This window comes from Cyanobium sp. Aljojuca 7A6 (assembly GCF_024346455.1).
GTDB lineage: Bacteria > Cyanobacteriota > Cyanobacteriia > PCC-6307 > Cyanobiaceae > Cyanobium.
The window spans coordinates 1-24,566 of the sequence record NZ_JAGQCY010000026.1 but is presented as its reverse complement, the minus strand read 5'-3'; the positions used below and the strand labels follow the sequence as shown (position 1 = coordinate 24,566).

Genomic DNA, 24,566 nt, shown 5'->3' with positions numbered 1-24,566 from the left:
GGGTTGCCGGGGCGATCACGGACCGGCGCCCCAGGCTAGGGAGCCGCCACCCCTTCGGCCTGTCCAAGGGCGCCCGAGGCAGGATGGAGGCACGATCCGGATCTCGACCCTTGCCCCGCTCGCAGCGCAACGACAACTTCATCGACAAGAGCTTCACGGTCATGGCCGACCTGATCGTCAAGCTGCTGCCGATCGATCCCAAGGCGAAGGAGGCGTACGTCTATTACCGCGACGGACTGTCGGCCCAGAACGACGGCGACTATGCCGAGGCCCTCGAAAACTACGAGGAGGCCCTGAAGCTTGAGGAGAACAGCATCGACCGGGGCGAGATCCTCAAGAACATGGCGATCATCTTCATGAGCAATGGCGAGGAGAACAAGGCCCTCGACTTCTACCGCCAGTCGCTGGACGCCAACGCCAACTCCCCCTCCTGCCTCAAGAACATGGGGCTGATCTACGAGAAGTGGGGCCGGCTGGCCGAGGAAACCGGCGACCAGGACGCCGCCGACCGCTGGTTCGACGAGGCCGCCACCTACTGGACCAAGGCCGTGCGGCTCTACCCGGGCGGCTACCTGGACATCGAGAACTGGCTCAAGTCCTCCGGCCGCAGCAACGTCGACGTGTACTTCTGACTAGTCGGGGTTGACCCCCAGGCCGGCCACCAGGGCCTCGGCCACCGTGGCCGCCTCCAGCAGTTGCAAGCCGAGGCTGGCCGCCACCGGGCCCAGGGCGCTGCCGCGGGGCACCACGGCCCGGGAAAAGCCCAGCCGGGCCGCCTCCTGCAGGCGCAGCTCCAGCTGGCCCACGGGCCGCAGCTGGCCGCCCAGGCCCAGTTCCCCGAGCAGCACCGTGCCCGCCGGCAGGGTGAGGTCGCGGTAGCTGGCCACCACGGCGGCCGCCACCCCCAGATCCGCTGCCGGCTCCTCCACCTCCAGGCCGCCGGCCACCGCCAGGTAGCAGTCGAACCGGGAGAGGGGCAGACCCATGTGCTTCTCCAGCACCGCCAGGATCTGGTGCAGCCGGTTGGTGCCGATGCCGGTAGCGGTGCGCCGCGGGCTGGCGTAGCTGGTGGGGCTGACCAGGGCCTGAACCTCCACCAGCAGTGAACGGGTGCCCTCACAGGCCACGATCGTGGCGGTGCCGGGGCTGGGTCCATCCCCGGCCAGGAACAGCTCGCTGGGGTTGCTCACCTCCACCAGACCGGCACCCTGCATCTCGAACACGCCCAGCTCGTGGGTGGCGCCGAAGCGGTTCTTGACGGCCCGCAGCAGCCGGTGGCTGGCGAAGCGGTCCCCTTCGAAGGTGAGCACCGCATCCACCAGATGCTCGAGCACCTTGGGACCCGCCAGCATCCCCTCCTTGGTGACGTGCCCCACCAGCACCAGGGCGGTGTGCTGGCGTTTGGCGATCCGCTGCAGGGCGGCGGCACATTCCCGCACCTGGGACACCGAGCCGGGGGCACTGCCCAGCTCGGCGTCGTGCAGCGCTTGGATGCTGTCGATGATCGCCACCTGGGGTCGCAGGGTCTCCAGTTCCTGCAGCACCAGCTCCAGATCGGTCTCCGCCAGCAGGCGCAGACCCTCGCCCTCGCCGCCTTCGCCAGCCTCTGCCGCCACGCCATTGGCAACCCCAGCGCCGGGAGCGTCCTCGGCCAGGCGCCGCCAGCGCAGCTTCACCTGCTGGGCCGACTCCTCGGCGCTCACGTAGAGCACCACGGCCCGGGAGGCCATGGCCCGGGCGCTCTGCAGCAGCAGGGTGCTCTTGCCGATGCCCGGATCACCCCCCAGGAGCACCAGGGAGCCAGGCACCAGGCCTCCCCCCAGCACCCGGTCCAGCTCGCCATAGCCGCTGGCCAGGCGCTGCAGGGGCCGGTCCCCCACGGCCTGGATCGGTTCGGAGCGGCGGGGACGGCCCGGTGCTGGAGCCCCAGTGGCGTCCTGCGCCGCCGCGGCGGCCACCGGCCGGCGGCGGCGGTTGTCGCCGCTTGGCTCGCTCTGCTCCACCAGCGTGTTCCAGCCACCGCAGCCGGCGCAGCGGCCGAAGAACTGCCGCGTCCTGGCCCCACAGGCCTGGCAGACGAACGAGGAACCGGAACGGGCCAAGGCAAGCGAGCGGGGTGTATGAAGAAAGGTGGCGTTCGGTGAATTCACGACCTTCCGGCCGGTTCAGTGGGTCGGATCCGTGTTGCCTTGTCAGCGCCGCAATGACGGCCTCCCCCACCGCCAAAGAAACCATTCTCGTCGTCGACGACGAGGCCAGCATCCGCCGGATCCTTGAGACCCGGTTGTCGATGATCGGCTATCAGGTGGTCACCGCCAGCGATGGCGAGGAGGCCATCGAGGCGTTCCACCGTGTCCTGCCGGACCTTGTGGTGCTCGACGTGATGATGCCCAAGCTTGACGGCTATGGCGTTTGCCAGGAGCTGCGCAAGGAATCCGATGTGCCGATCGTGATGCTCACCGCCCTCGGCGACGTGGCGGACCGCATCACGGGCCTCGAGCTCGGGGCCGACGATTACGTCGTCAAGCCCTTCAGCCCCAAGGAACTGGAGGCCCGCATCCGCTGCGTGCTGCGCAGGGTCGAGAAGGACCCCGGCGCCGGAATCCCCAATTCCGGCGTGATCCAGGTCGGCGATCTCCGCATCGACACCAACAAGCGGCAGGTGTACCGGGGCGACGAGCGCATCCGTCTCACCGGGATGGAGTTCAGCCTCCTGGAGTTGCTGGTGAGCCGTTCCGGCGAACCCTTCAGCCGGGGCGAGATCCTCAAGGAGGTTTGGGGCTACACCCCCGAGCGTCATGTGGACACCCGCGTGGTGGATGTCCACATCTCGCGGCTGCGCTCCAAACTGGAGGATGATCCTACCAACCCCGAGCTGATCCTCACGGCACGGGGCACCGGCTATCTGTTCCAGCGCATCGTTGAACCCGTTGCCACCGAAGGATCCTGAAGGCGCAGGGCGCGACGGTCGCCGCTTCGCCTCCAACCGCCCCAAACCCAACCGCACGATCCGCCGTCTGGTGATCTGGTATCGGCGCAATGCGGCTGTCACCAGCCTGGTAGGCACGGCCACGGCCACGGCCTCGGGGGCCGCCTCGGGGGCCGTTTCGGTGGCGGGCAGCATGGCCGGAGCCGCCACCAATGTGGCGGGCTCCGTGCTCCAGCCCTTCGTCTTCGATCCGTTGCGGCGTCTCCAGCAGGGGAGCCACAGCGGCGGCGGCATCGACGACCGGCAGCGCCTCTGGGTCGCTGTCGACGGCATGGGCGGGGACCACGCCCCGGGCCCGATCCTGGAGGGATGTCTGAGGGCGGTGGGCCTGCTGCCCCTGCGCATCCGCTTCGTGGCGGAGCCGGAGCCGCTGCGTCAGGCGGTGGCGGCCATGGGCCTGGGCCACGATCTTGAAGAAGCGGTCCAGCGCGGCCTGATCGAACTGGTGCCCAGCGGCGCTTCGGTGGGCATGCACGAGGAGGCCACGGTGGTGCGCCGCAAGCGCGACGCCAGCATCAATGTGGCCATGGATCTGGTCAAGAAGGGCGAGGCCACCGCCGTCTATTCCGCCGGCAACTCCGGTGCGGTGATGGCCGCCGCGATCTTCCGCCTCGGCCGCCTGGCGGGCATCGATCGGCCGGCCATCGGAGCCCTGTTCCCCACCAAGGACCCCAGCCAGCAGGTGCTGGTGCTCGACGTGGGGGCCAACATGGACTGCAAGCCCGAGTGGCTGCATCAGTTCGCCCTGCTCGGGAACATCTACAGCCGCGACGTGCTGCAGGTGAAACGGCCCCGCATCGGCCTGGTGAACATCGGTGAGGAGGAGTGCAAGGGCAACGACCTCTGCCTGCGCACCCATCCGCTGCTGGCGGGCGACGAGCGCTTCGTCTTCGCCGGCAACTGCGAGGGTCGTGACATCCTCTCCGGGGACTTCGACGTGGTGGTCTGCGATGGCTTCACCGGCAACGTGCTGCTGAAGTTCCTTGAGTCGGTGGGCAGCGTCCTGTTGGACGTGCTGCGGGCCGAGCTGCCCCGGGGGCGCCGGGGCAAGGTGGGCTCAGCGTTCCTGCGCAGCAACCTGGTGCGGATCAAGAAGCGCCTCGACCACGCCGAGCATGGCGGCGCCCTGCTGCTCGGGGTCGACGGCATCTGCGTGATCGGCCACGGCAGCAGCCGGGCGCTTTCGGTGGTGAGTGCCCTGCGGCTGGCCCACTCCGCCGCCAGCCACGGCGTCATGGACGACCTGCACGCCCTCGGCGAGGGGAGCGCCGGAGTGGCAACGACCTGTGGTTGACTGTGCCCACCTATGAACCGAATGGGTGCCGCTCGGCTCGGACAAGACGGTGACCACGGCCGCCTTGCGGGGGATGGCTCTGGTGGGCTGTGGACGCGCTCTCCCCGCCGCCAGCATCAGTAACGACCAGCTGAGCGAGCGGGTTGAAACCAACGACGGCTGGATCCGCAGCCGCACCGGTATCGGCGCCCGGCGCGTGGCCGGCCCCGGAGAAACTGTCACCAGCCTGGCCGCCGAAGCCGGCCGGGCGGCGCTGGCCCATGCGGGCTGGGCTCCTGAGGAAGTGGATCTGATCCTGCTGGCCACCTCCAGCCCCGACGACCTGTTCGGCACCGCCCCCCGGGTCCAGGCGGCCCTGGGCGCCCACCGGGCAGTGGCCTTCGATCTCACGGCGGCCTGCAGCGGCTTCCTGTTCGCCCTGATCACGGCAGCCCAGTACATCCGCGGCGGCACGATGCAGCGGGTGCTGGTGATCGGCGCCGACCAACTCAGCCGCTGGCTCGACTGGGACGACCGCCGCACCTGTGTGCTCTTCGGGGATGGCGCCGGTGCCCTGGCCGTACAGGCCTGCGACCCTGCCGACGACGCCCTGGTGGGCTTCCGCATGCGCTCGGATGGCAGCCGCAACGCCTGCCTCACCCTGGCCCAGGTGGCCGAGCATCGGCCCCTGGTGGCAGAGCTCTCCGCCCAGGTGGGGGGCTTCGCGCCGATCCACATGAACGGCCAGGAGGTCTATAAATTCGCCGTACGGGAAGTGCCCGCCATGCTGGCCGAGCTGCTGGAGGCCACCGGCACCGCCGCCTCGGACGTGGATTGGCTGCTGCTGCACCAGGCCAACCAGCGCATCCTCGATGCGGTGGCCGACCGCTTCGCCATGCCCGCCGAGCGGGTGCTCAGCAACCTGTCCGCCTACGGCAACACCTCCGCCGCCACGATTCCCCTGATGCTCGATGAAGCGGTCCGCGATGGGCGGGTGGGGGTCGGTGACCTGATCGCCAGCAGCGGCTTCGGCGCCGGCCTCAGCTGGGGGGCCGCCCTGTTCCGCTGGAGCGGTCCCGGCCGCCCGCCAGCCGAGCCCTAATCTCCTGCCGTTGCACAGGAGGCTTGCATGGCCATCGCCTGGGTGTTTCCGGGACAGGGTTCACAACAACCGGGCATGGCCGAGGGAGTGATCGACCTGCCCGGCGCCCGCGAGCGCTTCGATCGGGCCTCGGCCCTGCTCGGCCGTGACCTGCTGGCCATCTGCGCTGGAGCTGAGACCTCCGCCAACGGGGGCCCCGGCCAACCCAGCGATCTCAACGACACCCGCAACACCCAGCCGGCCCTGTTCGTGGTCGAGAGCTTGCTGGTGGATGAACTGCACCGACAGGGCCGCAGCGCCCAGCTGGTGGCGGGCCACAGCCTGGGCGAGCTGGTGGCGCTCTACGCGGCCGGCGTCTTCGACGCCGAGACCGGCCTTGGCCTGATGCGGCGCCGCAGTGAACTGATGGCCGCCGCCGGCGGCGGTGCCATGACCGCCGTGATGGGCTTCGACCGCGACGAACTTGAGCGGGTGGTGGCGGCCACCGAGGGGGTGGTCATCGCCAACGACAACAGCGCCGCCCAGGTGGTGCTTTCCGGCACCCCGGAGGCGGTGGCCAGCGTCAGCGCGACGGTGCGCTGCAAACGGGCCATCCCCCTGGCCGTCTCCGGCGCCTTCCATTCCCCCTTCATGGCCGCCGCTGCCGCCGCCTTCGCGGCCGAACTGGAGGCGGTGCCCTTCGCCGACGCCCGGATCCCCGTGCTCAGCAACGCCGATCCCAGGCCCGAAACCGCCGCCACGGTGCTCAAGGACCGCCTGCGCCAGCAGATGACCATGGGGGTGCGCTGGCGCGAAACCATGGAGGGCCTGCAGAGCGCCGGCATCACCACCGCGGTGGAGATCGGCCCCTGCAATGTGCTCGCTGGCCTGATCAAGCGCAGCTGTCCAGGGGTCGGCACCGCCCAGATCGCCGGTTCGGGTGACCTGGGCCAGTGAGACGCCGCCGCCGGCCACCGGCCGATCCCCCCGCCCTGCTGAACACCCCGAAGCCGAGCCTGACCTACCGGCTGATCAGCTACCTGCTGGTGTTTCCCGTCTTCAGGGTGCTGTTCCGGGGCCAGACCACCGGCAACGGCAACGTGCCCCTGGAGGGGGCCGTGGTGGTGGTGGCCAACCATGGCTCCCACCTGGATCCGCCACTGCTGGGCCACGCCCTGGGCAGGCCCGTGGCCTTCATGGCCAAGGCGGAGCTGTTCCGGGTGCCAATCCTGGGTCCGATCATCCGAGCCTGCGGCGCCTATCCGGTGGAGCGCGGCGCCGGTGATCGCGAAGCAATCCGCACGGCCACCGACCGGCTGCTGCAGGGCTGGGCCACCGGCGTCTTCCTCGACGGCACCCGCCAGCCGGATGGCCGCGTCAACCATCCCCAGCCCGGGGCGGCCCTGCTGGCCGCCCGGGCTGGGGTACCGCTGCTGCCGGTGGCGATCATCAACAGCCACCGCGCCCTGGGACCCGGCGGCCATGGGCCCCGGCTGGTGCCGATCCACATCCGCATCGGCACGCCGATCCCTCCCCCGGCCTCCCGGCGGCGCCCCGACCTGGATGCGGTGACCCGGGCCGCCCAGGAACAGATCAACAGGATGCTGGACCTCGGCCCGATCAGCGGAAGCCTGCTTTCTCCAGCCAGGGAGCCACCCGCTCTTCCACCCACGGCCTGATGTCCTGGCCGCTGATCACCCACAGGGCCGCCCTGGCGCCATCGCCCCACAAGCGCCTGCGGCCCTCGACGACGCAAAGCTCGCCGCAGGGGACAGGCACCGGGGTGAGGTGAATGCCGCGGCTGCCGGCCACGATCCGTCCCACCAGCAGAGCCCGTTCCATGTGATCGGTGGAGGTGACGAGCAGGGCGTGACGGATCCGGGACTTGCGCAGGTCGTCGACCAGGGAGGTGAAATTGGACACCGTGTCCCGGGCCCGATAGTCGAGCTGGACCTGCCGGGAGGGCAGGCCCTCCTTCTGCTGGAACAGCCAGTGGGCGTACTCGGGGTTTGTGCCGCCGGTGACCACCACCGGCAGCCCATCAACGCGAGCCAGGCGGGCAGCGGCCGCCTCCCGATCGGCATCGCCCCCCAGCACCAGGATCATCTGGGGCGGCGGCGGCGTGGGCCACCACACTCCCCGGGACAGCCACAGCAGAGCCAGGCCCGCCAATCCCATCAGCACTCCCCTGCCCCGGCCAGGTCGCCGCGGGGCGGGGAGGGCGCGGCGGGACCGATTGGGCGGACCCGCCGGCGTCGGCTCAGTGCTGGCCGCGCGACGCGAGCGGCGGCGGCGGGGTCGGGGATGGGGTCCGGGGCGGCTCAACATGGGAGCGCCTCCACCGGACTGGTGGGGTAGAGGGGCAGCACCGGCTGCCAGGGGGCGCTCAGGCCTGCGGCGGCGCTGGCGGCGCTGAAGCCGAGCAACTGGATCACGTCCTCCGGCAAGCGCACCTCTGCCGGGTGGATGGGGAAGGGAGCCAGGGCGTCACGGCCGCGGTGGAGCCTCGGGGCCTCCAGCTCGACCACGCCACCGGGCAGGCCCGGGTCGGCGCCATAAAGTCCCGCCACCACCCCGCGACGGGGCAGCTCCTGCAGCAACCAGAAGGGACCCGCCGCGCTGGGGGGCCGGGGCCCGGCGAGCAGGCGACGGGCCATCAGGTGGAAGCTGCTGATGCCATCGAGGGGCAGGGCCAGCTGCTGGGCCAGGGTGCGGGCCAGCACCACCGTCAGGCGGGTGCCGGTGAAGCCACCGGGTCCGGTGGCCACCGCCAGGCGTCCCAGCTGGGGCCAGGCGCTGGCCGGCAGCACCGATTCAAGGCAGTCGAACAGCCCATTGGAGAGGGAGCGGCCAAGGGGGAAGCTCTCCAGCCGCTCCGGCTGTGTCGCCCCGAGGCACTGCAACCCCACCCCGAGGCTGTCGCTGGAGCTGTGCAGCGCCAGCAGCCAGCGGCGGCCATCGGGATTGGCAAGGCCAGTGATCATGTCGGCAGGGGGCCGTCCGGGCGCCAGCGGCGCCAGCGGCCCGGATCGGACTGGAAATCGGAGCAGGCCCGCACATCCCACTCCACCCCGACACTGGCCGTGGCGGCGTCGAGATCGAGCACCTGCACGTGAATGCGAGGCTGCCGGGGGCTGAAATCAGGGTTCATGGTGAGGTGGGCGACGCCGTGCTGACGCTCGACCGCGTGGTAGGCCTGACAGCGCTCGACCCAGTGGCAATCCACGCAGATGCACATGCCGCCGCGGCCCAGCAGGGCGCCCATTGTGGCGTGCGAGCCGGGACGTCAAGTCTCCGAACTGTGGCGGGCCCTGGCGCCGGAGCGCTGGCCTCTGCCTCCCCACGCGCTGCCGGAGGGCACGGCGCTGGTGGGGGGGGCGGTCCGGGACGGCCTGCTGGGTCAACTGGTCGCCCAGCCGGATCTCGACCTGGTGGTGCCCGGCGACGCCATCGACCTGGCCCGGCAGCTGGGGCGGCAGTTCGGTGGCACCTGTGTGGTGCTCGACCAGGAACGTTCGATCGCCAGGCTGGTGCTGAAGGGCTGGACGATCGACCTGGCCCGCTGCGCCGGTGACGATCTCAGGGTCGATCTGACCCGCCGCGACTACACCGCCAACGCCATCGCCCTGCCCCTGGGGGGGCTGGCACTGGACAGCCGAGCGGCGTCCGATCTGCGGCTGATCGACCCCTGCGGTGGCCTCCAGGATCTGGCCGCGCGCCGGCTGGTGGCCATCAGCGAGGCCAACCTGCTCGACGACCCGCTGCGATTGCTGCGGGGGGTGCGGCTGGCCTGCGAACTGGACTTCGCCATCGCCCCAGCCACCTGGGAGCTGATCCAGCGCCATCGGCAGCGAATCGCCGCCGTGGCCGGGGAGCGGGTGCTGGCGGAACTGGAGCGCCTGGCCGCGTCTGCCCAGGGACACCAGGGACTGGAGCAGGCCCTGGAAGCGGGCCTGCTCCAGCCCTGGGGAGCCGCCGAAGGGAGCGAAGCGTCGCTGGAGCTTCTGGCTTCCCAGCGACCGGACATCTGCGGCCTCACCTCCGCCGAAGCGGCCTGGGCCCTGCCGCTGGCAAGGCTGGCGGCCGTGCTGGATGGTCCGAGCCTGGAAGGGCTGCGGGCCAGCCGCCGGCTGCAGCAGCGCTGCCAGCGGCTGCGGCAATGGCTCAGCCGACTCCGGCAGACGCCAGGGGGCACCGGTGCACTGGCGCTGGAGGCTCTGGCCGAAGGGCCGCGGCTGGCTCTGCAGCGCCAGCTGGAGGAGGATCTGCCCGCCCTGCTGCTGCACCTGGATCCAGGGGCGGCCCAGCTGGCCATGGAGCGCTGGCGGGATCCGGCAGATCGCCTGTTCCACCCACGGCCGCCCCTGGACGGCAGCCGCCTGCAACAGCTGCTGGCCATCGCCCCAGGCCCCAGGCTCGGCCAGTTGATCGACCACCTCACGGCCGAACGGGCCTTCGGTCGACTGGGTGGAACGGCAGCGACGGACACAGCGGAGTTGGCGGATCGCCTTCTCGCCGAAGAGAGCGTTACTGCGGCCCAGCTGTGGCTGGGCCGCCGGGGCGAAGCGACGGAGGCGGACCCTCGGCATGATTAACTGCTGGATGCAATGGCGCGATCGCACCGCCTGCCAGAGTTTTTTCCCTTTCCCGAGCCCCCTCCCCATGAGCGTTCGTCTCTATGTCGGCAATCTGCCGCAAACCTTTGATGCCAAAGAACTGGAAGCTCTCTTCTCGAGCGTGGGAGAGGGGGTGCGTTTCAAGGCGGTGAACGACCGGGAGACTGGCGGCTGCCGGGGCTTTGGCTTCGCCAACGTTGAGGATCTGGCCCAAGCGGAGGCGGTGATCGCCCAGCTCAACGGCAAGGACTTCGGCGGCAGCACCCTGCGCATCGAAATCTCTGAGCAGCGCCGTGACACCCGCCCCGCCGCCGGCGCCGATCGTCGCCCCGGCAGTGCCCCGACGGCCGCCCGCAAGAGCGTCAACAAGGTGGTCCACGCCGACGCCGTCGGCGAAGGCGCCCCCGATCCCCGCTGGGCCGGCGAACTGGCCAAGCTCAAGAACCTGCTGGCCAACCAGAAGGCCGCCGTCTGAGTTCAGGGCCGCTTGAGTGGCAGAAGACAGTCGTTGGCCTTGGGGGTCGTTTCCCCCTCAAGACATCGAAACCGTCAGGCAGGACTCCCCGCACGCCACTGTCACCGAGCACCATGCCCTCCACTCCCCAGGCCAGCAGTGGCACGATGTTCCCGGCCGACTGGTTGGGTATCTGGCGTTGGCAGGGGCAGACGGTGAGCTACGCGCGCAGCGCCCCTGCGGTGCCTGCCCGAGCCGGGAAGCTGCCCGTGCTTCTGATTCACGGCTTCGGCGCCTGCAAGGAACACTGGCGCCACAACCTGCCAACCCTGTCGGGCAAGCGTCCCGTCTTCGCCATCGATCTGGTCGGCTTCGGGGCTAGCAGCAAGCCCCCCTCCCGCCTCGAGGGCGAACCGGAGAATGGGCAAGCACTGCGCTATTGCATCGATCTGTGGGCCGACCAGGTGGCGGCCTTCGCACGGGAGGTGATCGGCACGCCTGTCCAACTCGTCGGCAATTCGATCGGGGGCGTCGTGGCCCTCGCTGCGGCCACCAGGCTCGGAGACGACGCCAGCCAGGTGATCCTTATCGACTGCGCCCAGCGCAGCCTGGACGACCGCCGCCTGGGCGAGCAGCCGCCACTGCGCCGGATCGGCCGACCCCTGCTGAAGCGCCTGGTGCGGCAGCGCTGGCTCACGGGCCGCCTGTTCCGCTGGGTGGCCAATCCCGACCTGATCCGCAGGGTTCTGGGCGCGGCCTACCCCTCCGGCGACGGCGTCGACGACCAACTGGTGCAGTTGCTGCTGACGCCGGCGCGCAGCCCCGGTGCCGAGGAGAGCTTCCGGGGGTTCATCAACCTCTTCCGCGACCGGCTGGCCCCGGACATGCTGGCGGAACTGACCATTCCGGTTCGGCTCCTCTGGGGCGAGGCGGATCCGTGGGAGCCGGTAGCCGAGGCCAGGCGCTGGGCCGGGGCCTTTGCCGCCGTACGTGACCTGCGGATCCTGCCCGGCCTCGGCCACTGTCCCCATGATGAGAGTCCCTCTCTGGTCAACCCGGTGCTGGAGGAGTGGCTGGCCCTAGGGGATCAGCCCTGAGGCAGCCCGTGGGCCCGGCCGATGGAACGCCGCTTCATCGCGTCTGGGCGATCACATAGGAGAACGGAAGATCAAGCAATTTGCCGACCCTGGGCACGAAGGCGCGGTGATTGAAGACGTCATAATCCAATCTCTCGATGACATCAAGGATTCCCCGATACAGACGCAGCGAGGCCCACACAGGCCAGCGAGCATCCGGGGCCAGCCAGCGCACCCCGGCCTCGGAACGGTTGAACCAATCCCTGGCCCGCTCCAGCTGGAAGCGCATCAGCGCCTGCCAGTTCTCGTTGAGACGCCCGGCCATGAGATCGTCTTCGGAGTAACCGAAACGGTCGAGATCCTCCTGGGGAAGATAGATACGACCACGGCCGCGATCCTCACCCACGTCCCGCAGGATGTTGGTCAGCTGGTTGGCGATTCCCAGGGCCACGGCGGCTTCCGAGGTATCGGGGCGTTCGCTCCAGGGGGCGGAGGTGTAGGCGGCGTCAACACCCATCACCTCCTGGGTCATCAGCCCCACGGTGCCAGCCACCCGATAGCAATAAAGCTGGAGGTCGGAGAAGCTGGCGTAGCGATCGCGCAGCACATCCATCCTCTGGCCCTCGATCATGTCGAGGTAGGCCTGCAGGGGCTGGGGGAAGCGCTCCATGGTGTCCACCATCACCCTGTCGAGGGCGTCGACGGCACGGCCGGCGAACAGGGCGCGGGTGCGTTCCTCCCAGGCGTCGAGGCGATCCAGCAGGACGTTGGCCGAAAGGGTCTGGGCCTGGGCGCTGTCCATCAGTTCGTCGGTACGGCGGCACCAGACGTAGATCGCCCAGATGGCCCGGCGCTTGGCCGGGGGCAACAGCATCGTGCCGAGATAGAAGGTCTTGGCCCAGCGCGCCGTTTCCTGCCGGCAGGATTCATAGGCGTCCTGCAGATCGGAGGAGAGGCAAGGGGGCAGCGGGGCCAGCACACTCACACCGTCGCCAGGCTCTGGGCCGGGGTCGGCCCCTGGTCCCGACTGCCAAGGCTGGCGTCCACGGCGGCGGCGCAGAGTTTGCCGCTCAGCACCGCTCCCTCCATCGAGGCCAGGTAACGCTGCATGGTGAAGCAACCCGCCAGGAAGAAGTTGGGGATGGGGGAAGCCTGGGAGGGCCGCAGCTGCTGGCAGCCGGGCACGGTCTTGTAGACCGAAAGCGGCGTCTTGACGACCACCGACTTGCGCAGCCGGGCCGGGGAGGCGCCAGTGAAATGAACGGGGAACAGGCGCTTGAGCTCCTCCAGGGTGGCGGCCACGATCTCTTCATCGGGGCGGCCAATCCAGTCGGCGGCAGGAGCAAACACCAACTCGAGCATGGAGCGCTCGGAATCCTCGTACTCCCGGCAGGTGTTGCTCATGTCGGCATAGACACTGAGCAGATCCGAACGGCTGAACAGCAGGTGGTCGATGTCGGTGAGCTTGCGATCGAACCAGAGATGGATGTTGATCACCGGCACGCCGCGCAGGCCCTTGAGCTTGCTGAAGTACGGCAGCTGCTTCCAGGGCTCAGGCAGCAGCAGCTTGAGCGGATCGACCGGCATGGCACTGACGTAGGCATCGGCCTGGATCTCGCGCTCAGGTTGGCCCTTGATTCCGCCGATGCGGAAGCCGGTCACGGCGCCGTCCTTGTCGATGCGGATCTCCCTGAGGGGCGATTCCAGGTGCACCTCACCGCCCCGGGCCTCGATGTAGTCGACCATCGGCTGGCAGAGCCGTTCCGGTGGGTTGCCATCCAGGAACGCCATGCGGGAGCCGTCGGTTTCCTGCAAGAAGCGGTTGAGAGCGGTGAGCACCACTGTGCTGGAGATCTCCTCAGGGTTGATGAAGTTGAGCGCCTTGCTCATGGCGAGAAAAACTTCATCGTTGACACGCTCAGGGATATTATGAATCCGAAGCCATTCACTCCAACTGTACTTGTCGCATTCCTCCACATAGGCCTGGCCGCGCAGCATCGCCGGGACCAGACCGAGACCGAAGGCGATCTTCTCCGGCCAGGTCAGCATGTCGTTATTTCCCAGGATCGCGGCCATCCCATTGATCGGAGCCGGCAGGTCGGGAAAATCAAAACGGCTGTAGGTACCCGGCACTTCCTTCTGATTGAAGATCATGGAGTGGGATTTCCACTGCAGGCGATCCTCGATGTTCAGCTCGGCGAACAGTTGGCGCATATTGCGATAGGCGCCAAAGAAGATGTGCAGACCGGTTTCGTACCAGTCGCCATCGGCGTCCTGCCAGGCCGCCACTTTGCCGCCCAGCACATCTCTGGCCTCGAGCACGATCGGGGTATGGCCGGCGTCACAGAGATATTTGGCGCAGGACAGGCCGGCCAGCCCGGCCCCGGCGATGACAACCCGCATGTCGAACCACAGATCAGCAGCAACCTTATCGGGCCCTCCCGGGCAAGGGCGACCGGCGCCAGGCGGCGGCGGCGGCGAAATCAGGCTCCGGCCTATCTAAAGTCGATACTGCACTCAACCGGGTGCCGACCCCCTTCAACGCATCCCCGCCCCCGAGGCCGAGCCCATGGTCGAGACGCTGCTCAAGTCCACCACTCGCCACATCCGTCTGTTCACGGCGCGGGTGGAGAACGACGACCTCATCCCCGACCCGGACCAGCTGACCCTCGACATCGATCCCGACAACGAGTTCCTCTGGGACGAGGCCGCCCTCGAAAAGGTGCGCAGCCAGTTCAGGCAGTTGGTGGCGGCCCAGGCCGGCCAGGAACTCAGTGACTACAGCCTGCGCCGCATCGGCTCCGAACTGGAGGGCCTGGTGCGCCAGATGCTCCAGGCCGGCGAGGTGAGCTACAACCCTGAGGCCCGGGTGCTCAACTACTCGATGGGCCTGCCCCGCAGCCCGGAAATCCTGTGACCCGCTCCCGCAGCAGCAGTGGCCGACCCGAGCCTGGCGGCTATGACCCGCGGCCCGACCGCTACGACCCCCGGGCGGATCGCTACGACGGACGCACGGAGCAGCGGGACCGCTTCGCCACGGGCTCCGGCCGCCGGGACGACCCACGCGGAACCCAGGGCCGACGGGGCACCACCGGCGGCGGCGGCGGGCGGCCCCCCTCCAGCAACGGCGGCGGCCCCCCGGGCGGCGGCGGCCCCAACATTCAGCTCAACGTGGCCACCGTGGCGGTGCTGGCGGGGGTGCTGGTGGTGGGCATCGGCATCGGCAGCGCCGTGACCAGCACCACCCAGGGCAACCAGGGCAACATCGCCAGCGCCCAGCAGCTCGACATGGCGGTGCCCGACCCCGAGTTCTGCAAGCAGTGGGGGGCCAGCGCCTTCGTGATGGACATTGAGCTGTACACCACGATGAACCCGAGCAGCAGCTTCGTGACCCAGCCCACGCTTCAGCCCGGCTGTGTCATTCGCCGGGAGAACTGGTCGGTGCTGCAGAAGGAAGGGGCGGTGACCGCGGAGCAGATGCGCCAGTGCAAGCAGCGCATGAACACCTTCGCCTACATCGGCTCGGTGCGCGACAAACCCGTCGTCCGCTGCGTCTACCAGACCGACATCTCCGGCAACAAGTTCCAGACCAGGGGGGTCGCCGGTGCCGCCGATGACGCGGTCGGCATCACGCCGGAGGCCGATCAGTTCTAGTGCCGTTGCGCTCGGCCAGCCCCGGCGAGGCCTGCACCTGGCGCAGGGGGCTGTCCGGGCTGGCGAACACCGGCAGCACCTCGCGGCGGAAGGCATCGGCGGCCCGGGAGCAATAACGGGCCGGATGGGTGATCAGCTTCAGCTGGCGCCGCACCATCAGGTCGGCCACCTGGGGGCGATGCAGGGTGCCGGCGGCCAACTCCCGCTCGATCGACACCACCGGCAGGAACGCCGCCCCCAGCCCCGCCTGGACAGCGTTCTTGATGGCCTCGAAGGAATTGAGCTCCATTTCGATCTTGAGCCGCTGCACATCGAGTTTGGAGCGGCTCAGCAGTTGGTCCACCATCTTGCGGGTGGTCGACTGGGCGTCGAGGCAAACAAATCCCAGGCGGTAGAGATCGTCCTTGGTCAGCTCGGGCAGCCGGGCGAGGGGATGCTTGGGGGGCAGCACCAGGGCGAGTTCGTCATTGGCGTACGGCACCACCTGCAGCAGGTCGTTGAGATCCGCCGGCAGTTCGCCGCCGATGATCGCCAGGTCGATCTGCCCGTTGGCCACGCTCCAGCCGGTGCGGCGGGTGCTGTGCACCTGCAGCTGCACCGCCACGTCGGGGTACTTCTGGCGGAACAGACCGATCATGCGGGGCATCAGGTAGGTGCCCGTCGTCTGGCTCGCCCCCACCACCAGGGAGCCGCCGCGCAGGTTGTGGAGATCGTCGAGGGCCCGGCAGGCCTCCTGGCACTGGCTCAGGATCCGGTCGCAGTAGCTGAGCAGCAGGTGGCCGGCTTCGGTGAGCTGGGCCTTGCGGCCGCCGCGGTCGAACAACGACACATCCAGCTGCTTCTCCAGGTTCTGGATCTGCAGGCTCACCGCCGGCTGGGTGACGTACAGGCTGTCGGCCGCTTTCTTGAAGCTGCCCTCACTGGCGATGGCCCGCAGGATGCGGAGCTGGTCGAGGGTGAAAGGCAGATCTGCCATGGGTCGGGGAGGCCTCGGGGGGACCGTTCGCCGGAGCCGGCAGGCCGTGCGGAACTCTAGGGGGCCTGCCCGGTGGCAAGAATCGGCCTGTCACATCCGCTCCCGGACGCCGCACCCCCATGCCCTCGCTTCCCCTGCTGACGGCGGGCCCCCAGCACAGCAGTGTGGTGATGCTGGCCCTGCTGGTCCTGTTCGCCCTGATCCACAGCGGCGGGGCCTCCCTGAGGGCCTGGGGGGAGGAGCGCATCGGGGCCCGGCTCTGGCGCCTGCTGTTCGCCGGGCTCAGCATCCCCTCGGCGGTGGTTGTGGTGGGCTATTTCCTCGCCCACCGCTACGACGGCATCCGGCTTTGGAACCTGCAGGACCAGGCCTGGGTGGTGCCGCTGGTCTGGACCGGCACGGCCATCAGCTTCCTGTTCCTGTATCCCGCCACCTACAACCTGCTCGAGATCCCGGCGGTGCTGAAGCCCCAGGTGCGTCTGTACGCCACGGGGATCATCCGGGTGAGCCGCCATCCCCAGGCGGTGGGTCAGGTGCTCTGGTGCGCCACCCACCTGCTCTGGATCGGCACCAGCTTCATGCTGGTGGCCTGCGTGGGCCTGATCGGCCACCACCTGTTCGCCGTCTGGAACGGGGACCGTCGCCTGCGCAACCGATTCGGGCCGGCCTTCGAGGAGCTGCGGGCCGCCACATCGGTGTTTCCCTTCGCCGCTGTTCTGGATGGCCGTCAGACGCTGGTGGCGGCGGAATTCCTGCGGCCCTCCCAGCTGGGGATCGTCATCGCCATTGGTGTGTTGTGGTGGGCCCACCGCTGGATCGGCCTTGGCGCCACCACCTTCTCTCGCACCGCCCTGGCCCACTGGCTGGGCTGAAGCTCCCGCCCACCGACCGGGGTCGATGGGCACGCCCCCACAGAGGCGAGGGCATTCCGGTGGGCCTGCCTACACTCGCCCCAACAGAGCCTCCAGGATGCCCTCCGCTTCCGAACTTGCCTGGCTGATCCCAGTGCTCCCGCTGCTGGGGGCCTGCCTCACCGGCCTGGGGCTGATCACCTTCAACCGCACCGTCAATCGCCTGCGCAAGCCAGTGGCGCTGCTGCTGATCACCAGCGTGGGCATGGCTGCGGTGCTCAGCTTCGCGATCCTGGCCGAACAACTGGCGGGAGCGGGCGGCACGGAGGTGCTGTTCGACTGGGCCGGCGCCGGCAACTTCCATCTGCAGATGGGCTTCCGGGTGGATGCGCTGGGGGCCGTGATGCTGTCGCTGGTCACCACCATCGCCCTGCTGGTGATGGTCTATTCCGACGGCTACATGGCCCACGACAAGGGCTACGTCCGTTTCTTCACCTACCTGGCCCTGTTCAGCAGCTCGATGCTCGGGCTGGTGATCAGCCCCAACCTGCTCGAGATTTACGTGTTCTGGGAGCTGGTGGGCATGTGCTCCTACCTGCTGGTGGGCTTCTGGTACGACCGGGACGCCGCCGCCAACGCCGCCCAGAAGGCTTTCGTCGTCAACCGGGTTGGCGACTTCGGCCTGCTGCTGGGGATCCTGGGCCTGTTCTGGGCCACCGGCAGCTTCGGCTTCGAGGAGATCGGCGAGAGGCTCTCGGCGGCCGTGGCCGGCGGCGGCCTGCCCACCGGCGTGGCCGTGCTGCTCTGCCTGCTGGTGTTCATGGGACCGATGGCCAAGTCGGCCCAGTTCCCCCTGCACGTGTGGCTGCCCGATGCCATGGAGGGCCCCACCCCCATCTCGGCCCTGATCCACGCGGCCACCATGGTGGCCGCGGGCGTCTTCCTGGTGGCCCGCCTGCAGCCGGTCTACGAGCCCTTTCCGCAGGTGCAGCTGGTGATCGCCGTGATCGGCACCATCACCCTGTTTCTGGGCGCCACCATCGCCCTCACCCAGATGGATCTCAAAAAGGGGCTGGCCTACAGCACCGTCTCCCAGCTGGGTTACATGATGCTGGCCATGGGCTGCGGGGCCCCGGTGGCTGGCATGTTCCACCTCGTCACCCACGCCTTCTTCAAGGCGATGCTCTTTCTCGGTTCCGGCTCGGTGATCCACGCGATGGAGGAGGTGGTGGGCCACGAGCCCCTGCTGGCCCAGGACATGCGCCTGATGGGCGGCCTCAGGAAACACATGCCGATCACCTCCGCCACCTTCCTGATCGGCTGCATCGCGATCAGCGGCATCCCTCCCTTGGCGGGCTTCTGGAGCAAGGACGAGATCCTCGGCCAGGCCTTCAACAGCTTTCCATTGCTCTGGGCGATGGGCTTCCTGACCGCCGGGATGACCGCCTTCTACATGTTCCGGCTCTATTTCCTCACCTTTGAGGGGCCCTTCCGCGGCCTGGACGCCGGCCTCCGTGCCCAGTTGCTCAGCGCTGCGGGACAGCCCCCAGGAGCCACTGCGGAGTCCACGGAGGACGGCCACCACGGTCATACCAGCCATCCGCACGAATCCGGCTGGCAGATGGCCGCCCCGCTGGTCGTGCTGGCGGTCCCTTCGGTGCTGATCGGTCTGCTCGGCACCCCCTGGAACAGCCGCTTCGGCAACCTCGTCGATCCCGTTGAGGCCGCCGAGGTGGCCGAGCATTTCAGCTGGGGGAGGTTCCTGCCCCTGGCCGGTGCTTCGGTGGCCATCTCCAGCCTCGGCATCGGCCTGGCGGTGCTGGCCTACGCGCTGCACCGCATCAACCTGGGTACCGCCGTGGCAGGGCGGTTCCCGGCGATCAACCGGTTCCTGGCCAACAAGTGGTACCTCGATGCCATCAACGAGAAGATCTTCGTGCAGGGCAGCCGCCGGCTGGCCCGCCAGGTGCTCGACGTCGACTCCAAGGTGGTGGATGGGGTGGTCAACCTGACCGGCCTGCTCACCCTGGGCAGTGGCGAGGGGCTGAAATACTTCGAGACCGGCCGCGTTCAGTTCTATGCCCTGATCGTGTTCGGCGGGGTCATCGGCCTGGTGCTCCTGTTCAGCGCCTTCGGCTGAGCCCCAGCTGTGTGTGACAACGCCCATGCGGTGGGTGTTGTGGAGGCCGGGATTTCTACACTCCGGCCAGATGGACAGCACCGTTCTGTGCCCTTTCCCTGGCTGAGCACCGCGATTCTGTTCCCGATCGGCGCCGCTCTGCTGATCCCCTTCGTCCCCGACAAAGGCGACGGCAAGCAGGTGCGCTGGTACGCCCTCGGCGTGGCCCTCACCACCTTCCTGGTGACAGTGGGGGCCTACCTGCGCGGCTATGACCCTGCCGACCCCGGACTGCAGCTGGTGGAGCGGGTGCAGTGGCTGCCTGATCTGGGCCTGGCCTGGTCGGTGGGGGCCGATGGCCTCTCCATGCCGTTGATCCTGCTCACCAGCTTCATCACCTCCCTGGCCTGCCTGGCGGCCTGGCCGGTGACCTTCAAGCCCAAGCTCTTCTACTTCCTGCTCCTGGCGATGGACGGCGGCCAGATCGCCGTGTTTGCCGTGCAGGACATGCTCCTGTTCTTCCTGGCCTGGGAGCTGGAACTACTGCCGGTGTACCTGCTCCTGGCCATCTGGGGCGGCAAGAAGCGCCAGTACGCTGCCACCAAGTTCATCCTCTACACCGCCGGCAGCTCCCTGTTCATCCTCCTGGCGGGCCTGGCGATGGCCTTCTACGGCGGCGGTGCCCCCAGCTTCGAGTACACGGTGCTGGCGGCCAAGGAATTCGGCACCGGCTTCCAGGTGCTCTGCTACGCCGCCCTGCTGATCGCCTTCGGCGTCAAGCTTCCGGTGGTTCCGCTTCACACCTGGCTTCCCGACGCCCACGGCGAGGCCACCGCCCCGGTGCACATGCTTCTGGCGGGCATCCTGCTGAAGATGGGCGGCTACGCGCTGCTGCGTTTCAACGTGCAGCTCCTGCCCGAGGCCCACGCCCAGTTCGCCCCCCTGCTGGTGATCCTGGGGGTGGTCAACATCATCTACGCCGCCCTCACCTCCTTCGCCCAGCGCAACCTCAAGCGCAAGATCGCCTACAGCTCGATCAGCCACATGGGCTTCGTGCTGATCGGCATCGGCAGCTTCAGCGCCCTGGGCACCAGCGGCGCCATGCTGCAGATGATCAGCCATGGCCTGATCGGCGCCAGCCTGTTTTTCCTGGTGGGAGCCACCTACGACCGCACCCACACCCTGCAGCTCGACGAAATGGGTGGCATCGGCCAGAAGATGCGAAAGATGTTCGCCCTCTGGACCGTCTGTTCCCTGGCCTCCCTCGCCCTGCCGGGCATGAGCGGCTTCGTGTCCGAGCTGATGGTCTTCGTGGGCTTCGCCACCAGCGAGGCCTACAGCCTCAGCTTCCGCATTGTGATCTCGGTTCTGGCCGCCATCGGCGTGATCCTCACCCCGATCTACCTGCTCTCGATGCTGCGGGAGATCTTCTTCGGCAAGGAGAATCCCGAGCTCGTCTCCCACAGCCAACTGGTCGACGCCGAACCGCGGGAGATCTATGTCATCTCCTGCCTGCTGGTGCCGATCATCGGCATCGGTCTCTACCCACGCCTGGTCACCGACAGCTACCGGGCCGCCATCGAGGCCCTGGTCGACCGGGAGGCCGTCGCCCTGGTGAAGGTTGGACGGGCCCCTGTCCCGGCGGTGATGGCGGCCGGGGCCTTCGGCACCCTTCCCCCGGACTTGCTGCACGCCCCGGCCCTCGGTTGAACCCCGGCCCCCATCGCAGGGGGCCGGTTACGAAACTCTGCGCAGGGCCCAGGTGATGGCGCCCTCCTGCGGGGAGGATGCCTACGCTCCTCCATCGCACAGCGAGGGTCTCCATGCGGCAGATCAATTTCCTTCTGATCTTCAGCTTCGGCTTGGCCACGGTGATGTTCACCCTGGAGAACACCACAGCCACCACGGTGCATTTCCTGCCAGGCGTGAGCACCACCTTGCCCCTGGCTGCCCTGCTGCTGCTGGTGGGGGGCCTGGGCGCCACCGCCGCCTGGATCTACGCCGTCTGGAGCGGTGTGGTGCGGAAGGTGGAAACCCTGCAGAGCAACGGCGACGTGGAGGCCCAGCAGGTGCGGATCAGCGAACTGGAGAACGATCTGCGCCGCTACCGGGCCACCGTCGACGCCCAGCTCGGCCTGCTGCCCGCCGCCGGGGAGAGTTCGGCCCCGTCCACCGATCAGGGGGGCGAAGGGAGCCTCTCCCTGGCCGCCGACTGAGGCTCGTGGGGCCGGTTCGGTGACCACCGCGACTGGTCCCTTGCGGCCACAGCCGGTAGCTTGCGCTCGGAAGGCCCCCCAAGCAGGACATCGCGCGTGGCAGAAACGGGCGCCAGACTCGCCATCCGGTTGCTCCAGGACGCGGCCGAGCGGGGTGACATCGACCCCTGGGACGTGGATGTGATCGCCGTCGTCGACGGCTTCCTCGACCAGCTGCGCCAGCGCATCGAACAGCCCAGGCGGCTGGCCCCCCAGGGGGGGAGCTATGAACGGGATCTGGCCGAATCCAGCGAGGCGTTCCTGGCCGCGTCGGTGCTGGTGGGGCTGAAGGCGGAGTTGCTGGAGTCGGCCACCTTCCCGCCCGAGCCCCTGCTGGAAGACCCCTTCTGCGCCGAGGACGACGACGGCTGGGACCCCGGAGCCCTGGCGCTGCCCCGGCGGCCGGAGCGGCAGCTGCTGCGCCGTCCGGTGGCTCCCCCGCCCCTGCAGCGCCCCGTCACCCTGGGAGACCTGATCCGGCAGCTCGAGGACATCGCCGAGCGGCTTGAGCAGGACGGGGGCGAAGGGCGCCCCAGGCCCCGCGCCCGCCGTTACAGCGAACGGGCCGCGATCGCCCAGGTGGCCTCCCTGGCCCACCGGGAGAAACTGCCCGAGACCACCGCCGCCCTCAGCCGCTTCCTGCTGCACTGGACACCCACCGCCGAAAGCCTCGAATGGGTCGGCTTCGATGCCTTGGTAGGCGCCTGGGCGGAGGCCGTTGAAAGCACGCCCGCCGCCTCGCCGGCGGAGGAAGACCTGGACCGGGATCGGGTGGGGGTGTTCTGGGCCCTGCTGTTCCTCTCCTCCCAGGGCAAGGTGGAGTTGGCGCAGGCCGGCGGCCTCTACGGTCCGCTCAGCCTGCGTCGCCGGCACGAGGAAAGGGCCGAGTCGCTCAGCCTGCCGCGGCTGCCAGCTCAGGGGTCAGATAGGGGGCCGGCTCTAGAAGCAGTGGCAGCCTGAGGTTTCTCCTTAGGCTGACCCTTCACCTCCGACTTGAAACGACGCCGATGAAGGCGATGATCCTGGCGGCAGGCAAGGGAACACGGGTGCGGCCGATCACGCACACCACACCCAAGCCGATGATCCCGATCCTCCAGAAACCCGTGATGGAGTTTCTGCTTGAGTTGCTGCGGGAGCACGGCTTCAACGAAATCATGGTCAACGTCTCCCACCTGTCCGAGGAGATTGAGAACTACTTCCGGGATGGACAACGCTTCGATGTCCAGATCGCTTACAGCTTCGAAGGTCGCATCAGTGATGGTGAGCTGATTGGTGAAGCCATGGGTTCGGCCGGTGGACTCAAGAAAATCCAGGACTTTCAGGCCTTTTTCGACGACACCTTCGTGGTGCTCTGCGGCGATGCCCTGATCGACCTCGACCTCACCGAAGCCGTGCGGCGCCACCGGGAAAAGGGGGCCATGGCCAGCCTGATCACCAAGCGGGTGCCCCGCGATCAGGTGAGCAGTTACGGGGTGGTCGTGACAGACGAGGCCGGCCGGGTGCTCTCCTTCCAGGAGAAGCCGTCGGTGGAAGAGGCCGCCAGCGACATGATCAACACAGGCATTTACATTTTCGAACCGGCCGTCCTCGATTTCATCCCGAGCCGGGAAGCCTTCGACATTGCCGCCGATCTGTTCCCGAGGCTGGTTGAATCCGGGGCCCCCTTCTATGCCCTGCCCATGGAGTTCGAGTGGGTCGACATCGGCAAGGTGCCGGATTACTGGCAGGCGATCCGCAGTGTCCTGCAAGGGCATGTGCGTCAGGTGCAGATTCCTGGCAAGGAGGTGCGTCCGGGGATCTATGCGGGTCTGAATGTGGCGGCCGACTGGGACAAGATCCACGTCGAGGGGCCGATCTTCGTGGGCGGCATGACCCGCATCGAGAACGGCGTGACCATCATCGGGCCGGCCATGATCGGGCCCAGTTGTCACATCTGTGAAGGCGCCACGATCGACAACTCGATCATCTTTGATTACTCGCGGATCGGGGCCGGTGTGCAGCTCGTCGAGAAGCTCGTCTACGGCCGCTACTGCGTGGACCGCAACGGCGACCACTTCGATCTGCAGGAAGCCGCCCTCGACTGGCTGATCACCGACGCCCGCCGCCAGGACGTGGGCACCCCGTCACCGCAGCAGAAGGCCATGGCCGAGCTGCTCGGCACCGACCTCGCCGCCAGCGGTGCCCCCTAGGCCCGCCAGCCGAAGGATCTGGGGGATGCGGTGCTCGGCTTTGATCGCCATCAGGTGCACCCCCTGGGCGATGGAGCGGTAGGCGGTCACCTGTTCGGCGGCGATCGCCACGCCTTCCGCCGCCGGATCCTCAGCGCCTGCGAGGCGATCGATCAGGGCTTGGGGGATGCGGGCCCCGGGCACCACGCGGTTGATGAACTGGGCATTGCGGGCCGACTTGAGCAGAAACACCCCGGCCAGCACCGGCAGCCCGAGCGGGGCGGTGATCTCCTCCACGAAGCGGCGCAGACAGGCCGTGTCCATCACCATCTGGGTCTGCAGAAATTGAGCTCCGGCCTCCTGCTTGCGCCGCACCCTGGAGCGCAGTCCGCTCCAGCTGGGCGACTGGGGATCGGCGGCGGCGCCGGGGAACAGCGCCGTGGCCCCATCCGGCAGCGTCCCCTTCACCGGATCCTCGCCGGCATTGAGGGCCCGCACCAGCTGCAGCAGTCGCACCGCCTCCAGCTCATTCACGGGCCGGGCTTCAGGTTGATCCCCGGCCCGCACCGGGTCACCGGTCAGGCACAGCAGGTTGCGGATGCCGAGGGCATGGGCGCCGAGCAGGTCGGCCTGGAGGGCGATGCGGTTGCGGTCGCGGCAGGTCATCTGCAGAACGGGCTCAATGCCGGCCTCCAGCAGCAGGCGGCACATCGCCAGGCTGCTCATCCGCATCACCGCCCGGCTGCCGTCGGTGACGTTGACCGCCTGCACCAGGCCCCGCAATGTCGACGCCGCCTCAAGGGTGCGGCCTGCATGGCCACCACGGGGCGGGGTCACTTCCGCTGTGATGGCGAAGCGTCCTTCCGCCAGGGCCTGTCGAAGCTGCAACGGCCATCTCCATGACAGGGGCATCATGGATCAGACGCTGCCTAGGAGACTGATGAAAAACCTGGCCAGCCGCGAGAGAATGGAGTAACGGCACTGAGCAGATGCGCGGCCAACAGGAGAGGACCGGCCCCCTGTTCTCCTACATCTCCACGGAGGAGCGCATCCC

Annotated in this window: 25 protein-coding genes; 17 read left to right on the top strand and 8 right to left on the bottom strand. The window is 68.6% G+C overall.

Features of this window, described 5'->3' with window-relative positions; translation table 11 throughout:
* Positions 1-110: 110 nt before the first annotated feature.
* Positions 111-632 (top strand): photosystem I assembly protein Ycf3, encoded by a 522-nt coding sequence (locus KBY95_RS15835; protein WP_254951481.1) that lies wholly within the window; start codon positions 111-113, stop codon positions 630-632.
* Here KBY95_RS15835 and radA read toward each other — a convergent pair whose 3' ends face one another.
* Entirely contained in the window at positions 633-2,102 is a 1,470-nt protein-coding gene (gene radA / locus KBY95_RS15830; RefSeq protein ID WP_254966256.1) for a DNA repair protein RadA, read from the bottom strand.
* 101 nt (positions 2,103-2,203) lie between these two features.
* Here radA and rpaB point away from each other — a divergent pair, with 101 nt between their 5' ends.
* From rpaB to KBY95_RS15805, 5 genes are all read left to right on the top strand, one after another.
* On the top strand, positions 2,204-2,950 hold the full coding sequence (gene rpaB / locus KBY95_RS15825; RefSeq protein WP_254966255.1) for a response regulator transcription factor RpaB: 747 nt from the start codon (positions 2,204-2,206) through the stop codon (positions 2,948-2,950).
* Positions 2,931-4,283: a phosphate acyltransferase PlsX gene (gene plsX / locus KBY95_RS15820; RefSeq protein ID WP_254966264.1), complete on the top strand. Its 1,353-nt coding sequence runs from the start codon at positions 2,931-2,933 to the stop codon at positions 4,281-4,283. Before rpaB ends, plsX begins: the two co-directional genes overlap by 20 nt.
* A 73-nt stretch (positions 4,284-4,356) precedes the next feature.
* On the top strand, positions 4,357-5,364 hold the full coding sequence (locus KBY95_RS15815; RefSeq protein ID WP_254966263.1) for a beta-ketoacyl-ACP synthase 3: 1,008 nt from the start codon (positions 4,357-4,359) through the stop codon (positions 5,362-5,364).
* A gap of 27 nt (positions 5,365-5,391) precedes the next feature.
* Positions 5,392-6,300, top strand: coding sequence for an ACP S-malonyltransferase (gene fabD, locus KBY95_RS15810; RefSeq protein WP_254966254.1), 909 nt, complete (start codon positions 5,392-5,394; stop codon positions 6,298-6,300).
* Positions 6,297-7,022: a 1-acyl-sn-glycerol-3-phosphate acyltransferase gene (locus KBY95_RS15805; protein ID WP_254966253.1), complete on the top strand. Its 726-nt coding sequence runs from the start codon at positions 6,297-6,299 to the stop codon at positions 7,020-7,022. The genes fabD and KBY95_RS15805 overlap by 4 nt, the downstream gene beginning before the upstream one ends.
* On the opposite strand, the gene KBY95_RS15800 is transcribed toward KBY95_RS15805, so the two are convergent.
* Genes KBY95_RS15800 through KBY95_RS15790 form a run of 3 tightly spaced genes read right to left on the bottom strand, consistent with a single transcriptional unit; the run spans position 6,964 to position 8,581 of the window.
* Entirely contained in the window at positions 6,964-7,671 is a 708-nt protein-coding gene (locus KBY95_RS15800) for a YdcF family protein (RefSeq protein ID WP_315858948.1), read from the bottom strand. The two genes, KBY95_RS15805 and KBY95_RS15800, sit on opposite strands and share 59 nt — an antisense overlap.
* Positions 7,665-8,327 carry a tRNA (adenosine(37)-N6)-threonylcarbamoyltransferase complex dimerization subunit type 1 TsaB gene (gene tsaB / locus KBY95_RS15795; protein WP_254966252.1) on the bottom strand — a complete coding sequence of 221 codons (663 nt, stop codon included), beginning with the start codon at positions 8,325-8,327 and terminating at the stop codon, positions 7,665-7,667. The genes KBY95_RS15800 and tsaB overlap by 7 nt, the downstream gene beginning before the upstream one ends.
* A complete protein-coding gene (locus tag KBY95_RS15790) occupies positions 8,324-8,581 on the bottom strand; it encodes a Ycf34 family protein (RefSeq protein ID WP_254966261.1) in 258 nt (85 codons plus the stop codon). Before KBY95_RS15790 ends, tsaB begins: the two co-directional genes overlap by 4 nt.
* A 28-nt stretch (positions 8,582-8,609) precedes the next feature.
* Between KBY95_RS15790 and KBY95_RS15785 the strand changes: the two genes are divergently transcribed.
* The 3 genes from KBY95_RS15785 (at position 8,610) to KBY95_RS15775 (ending at position 11,510) form a co-directional block, all read left to right on the top strand.
* A complete protein-coding gene (locus tag KBY95_RS15785) occupies positions 8,610-9,938 on the top strand; it encodes a CCA tRNA nucleotidyltransferase (protein ID WP_254966251.1) in 1,329 nt (442 codons plus the stop codon).
* Positions 9,939-10,005: 67 nt separating this feature from the next.
* Positions 10,006-10,434 carry an RNA-binding protein gene (locus tag KBY95_RS15780; protein ID WP_254966249.1) on the top strand — a complete coding sequence of 143 codons (429 nt, stop codon included), beginning with the start codon at positions 10,006-10,008 and terminating at the stop codon, positions 10,432-10,434.
* 113 nt (positions 10,435-10,547) lie between these two features.
* Positions 10,548-11,510 carry an alpha/beta fold hydrolase gene (locus tag KBY95_RS15775; protein WP_254966247.1) on the top strand — a complete coding sequence of 321 codons (963 nt, stop codon included), beginning with the start codon at positions 10,548-10,550 and terminating at the stop codon, positions 11,508-11,510.
* 34 nt (positions 11,511-11,544) lie between these two features.
* Here KBY95_RS15775 and KBY95_RS15770 read toward each other — a convergent pair whose 3' ends face one another.
* Together KBY95_RS15770 and pds are read right to left on the bottom strand one after the other, a co-directional pair.
* Positions 11,545-12,474, bottom strand: a complete 930-nt coding sequence (locus KBY95_RS15770; RefSeq protein ID WP_254966246.1) for a phytoene synthase — start codon at positions 12,472-12,474, stop codon at positions 11,545-11,547.
* A complete protein-coding gene (gene pds / locus KBY95_RS15765; protein ID WP_254966244.1) occupies positions 12,471-13,892 on the bottom strand; it encodes a 15-cis-phytoene desaturase in 1,422 nt (473 codons plus the stop codon). Before pds ends, KBY95_RS15770 begins: the two co-directional genes overlap by 4 nt.
* 166 nt (positions 13,893-14,058) lie before the next feature.
* Between pds and KBY95_RS15760 the strand changes: the two genes are divergently transcribed.
* Together KBY95_RS15760 and KBY95_RS15755 are read left to right on the top strand one after the other, a co-directional pair.
* On the top strand, positions 14,059-14,406 hold the full coding sequence (locus KBY95_RS15760) for an NAD(P)H-quinone oxidoreductase subunit M (RefSeq protein ID WP_254951499.1): 348 nt from the start codon (positions 14,059-14,061) through the stop codon (positions 14,404-14,406).
* Complete coding sequence (locus KBY95_RS15755) at positions 14,403-15,143, top strand: DUF3172 domain-containing protein (RefSeq protein ID WP_254966242.1); 741 nt, start codon at positions 14,403-14,405, stop codon at positions 15,141-15,143. Before KBY95_RS15760 ends, KBY95_RS15755 begins: the two co-directional genes overlap by 4 nt.
* Here KBY95_RS15755 and KBY95_RS15750 read toward each other — a convergent pair.
* Positions 15,118-16,119, bottom strand: a complete 1,002-nt coding sequence (locus KBY95_RS15750; protein ID WP_254966241.1) for a LysR family transcriptional regulator — start codon at positions 16,117-16,119, stop codon at positions 15,118-15,120. The two genes, KBY95_RS15755 and KBY95_RS15750, sit on opposite strands and share 26 nt — an antisense overlap.
* 119 nt (positions 16,120-16,238) lie before the next feature.
* Between KBY95_RS15750 and KBY95_RS15745 the strand changes: the two genes are divergently transcribed.
* The 6 genes from KBY95_RS15745 to KBY95_RS15720 all read left to right on the top strand — a co-directional run bounded on the left by KBY95_RS15745 (position 16,239) and on the right by KBY95_RS15720 (position 23,533).
* Entirely contained in the window at positions 16,239-16,991 is a 753-nt protein-coding gene (locus tag KBY95_RS15745; protein ID WP_254966240.1) for an NnrU family protein, read from the top strand.
* Positions 16,992-17,088: 97 nt separating this feature from the next.
* Positions 17,089-19,110, top strand: a complete 2,022-nt coding sequence (locus KBY95_RS15740; RefSeq protein ID WP_254966239.1) for an NAD(P)H-quinone oxidoreductase subunit 5 — start codon at positions 17,089-17,091, stop codon at positions 19,108-19,110.
* Between the two features lie 87 nt (positions 19,111-19,197).
* Positions 19,198-20,799: an NAD(P)H-quinone oxidoreductase subunit 4 gene (locus tag KBY95_RS15735; protein ID WP_254966238.1), complete on the top strand. Its 1,602-nt coding sequence runs from the start codon at positions 19,198-19,200 to the stop codon at positions 20,797-20,799.
* A 113-nt stretch (positions 20,800-20,912) separates the two neighbouring features.
* Positions 20,913-21,305, top strand: a complete 393-nt coding sequence (locus tag KBY95_RS15730) for a lipopolysaccharide assembly protein LapA domain-containing protein (RefSeq protein WP_254966237.1) — start codon at positions 20,913-20,915, stop codon at positions 21,303-21,305.
* Between the two features lie 96 nt (positions 21,306-21,401).
* On the top strand, positions 21,402-22,304 hold the full coding sequence (locus KBY95_RS15725; protein ID WP_254966236.1) for a segregation/condensation protein A: 903 nt from the start codon (positions 21,402-21,404) through the stop codon (positions 22,302-22,304).
* A gap of 47 nt (positions 22,305-22,351) precedes the next feature.
* Positions 22,352-23,533 carry an NDP-sugar synthase gene (locus tag KBY95_RS15720; protein ID WP_254966235.1) on the top strand — a complete coding sequence of 394 codons (1,182 nt, stop codon included), beginning with the start codon at positions 22,352-22,354 and terminating at the stop codon, positions 23,531-23,533.
* Here KBY95_RS15720 and KBY95_RS15715 read toward each other — a convergent pair.
* Entirely contained in the window at positions 23,468-24,424 is a 957-nt protein-coding gene (locus KBY95_RS15715) for a methylenetetrahydrofolate reductase (RefSeq protein ID WP_396095040.1), read from the bottom strand. The genes KBY95_RS15720 and KBY95_RS15715 overlap by 66 nt on opposite strands.
* Between the last annotated feature and the right edge of the window lie 142 nt (positions 24,425-24,566).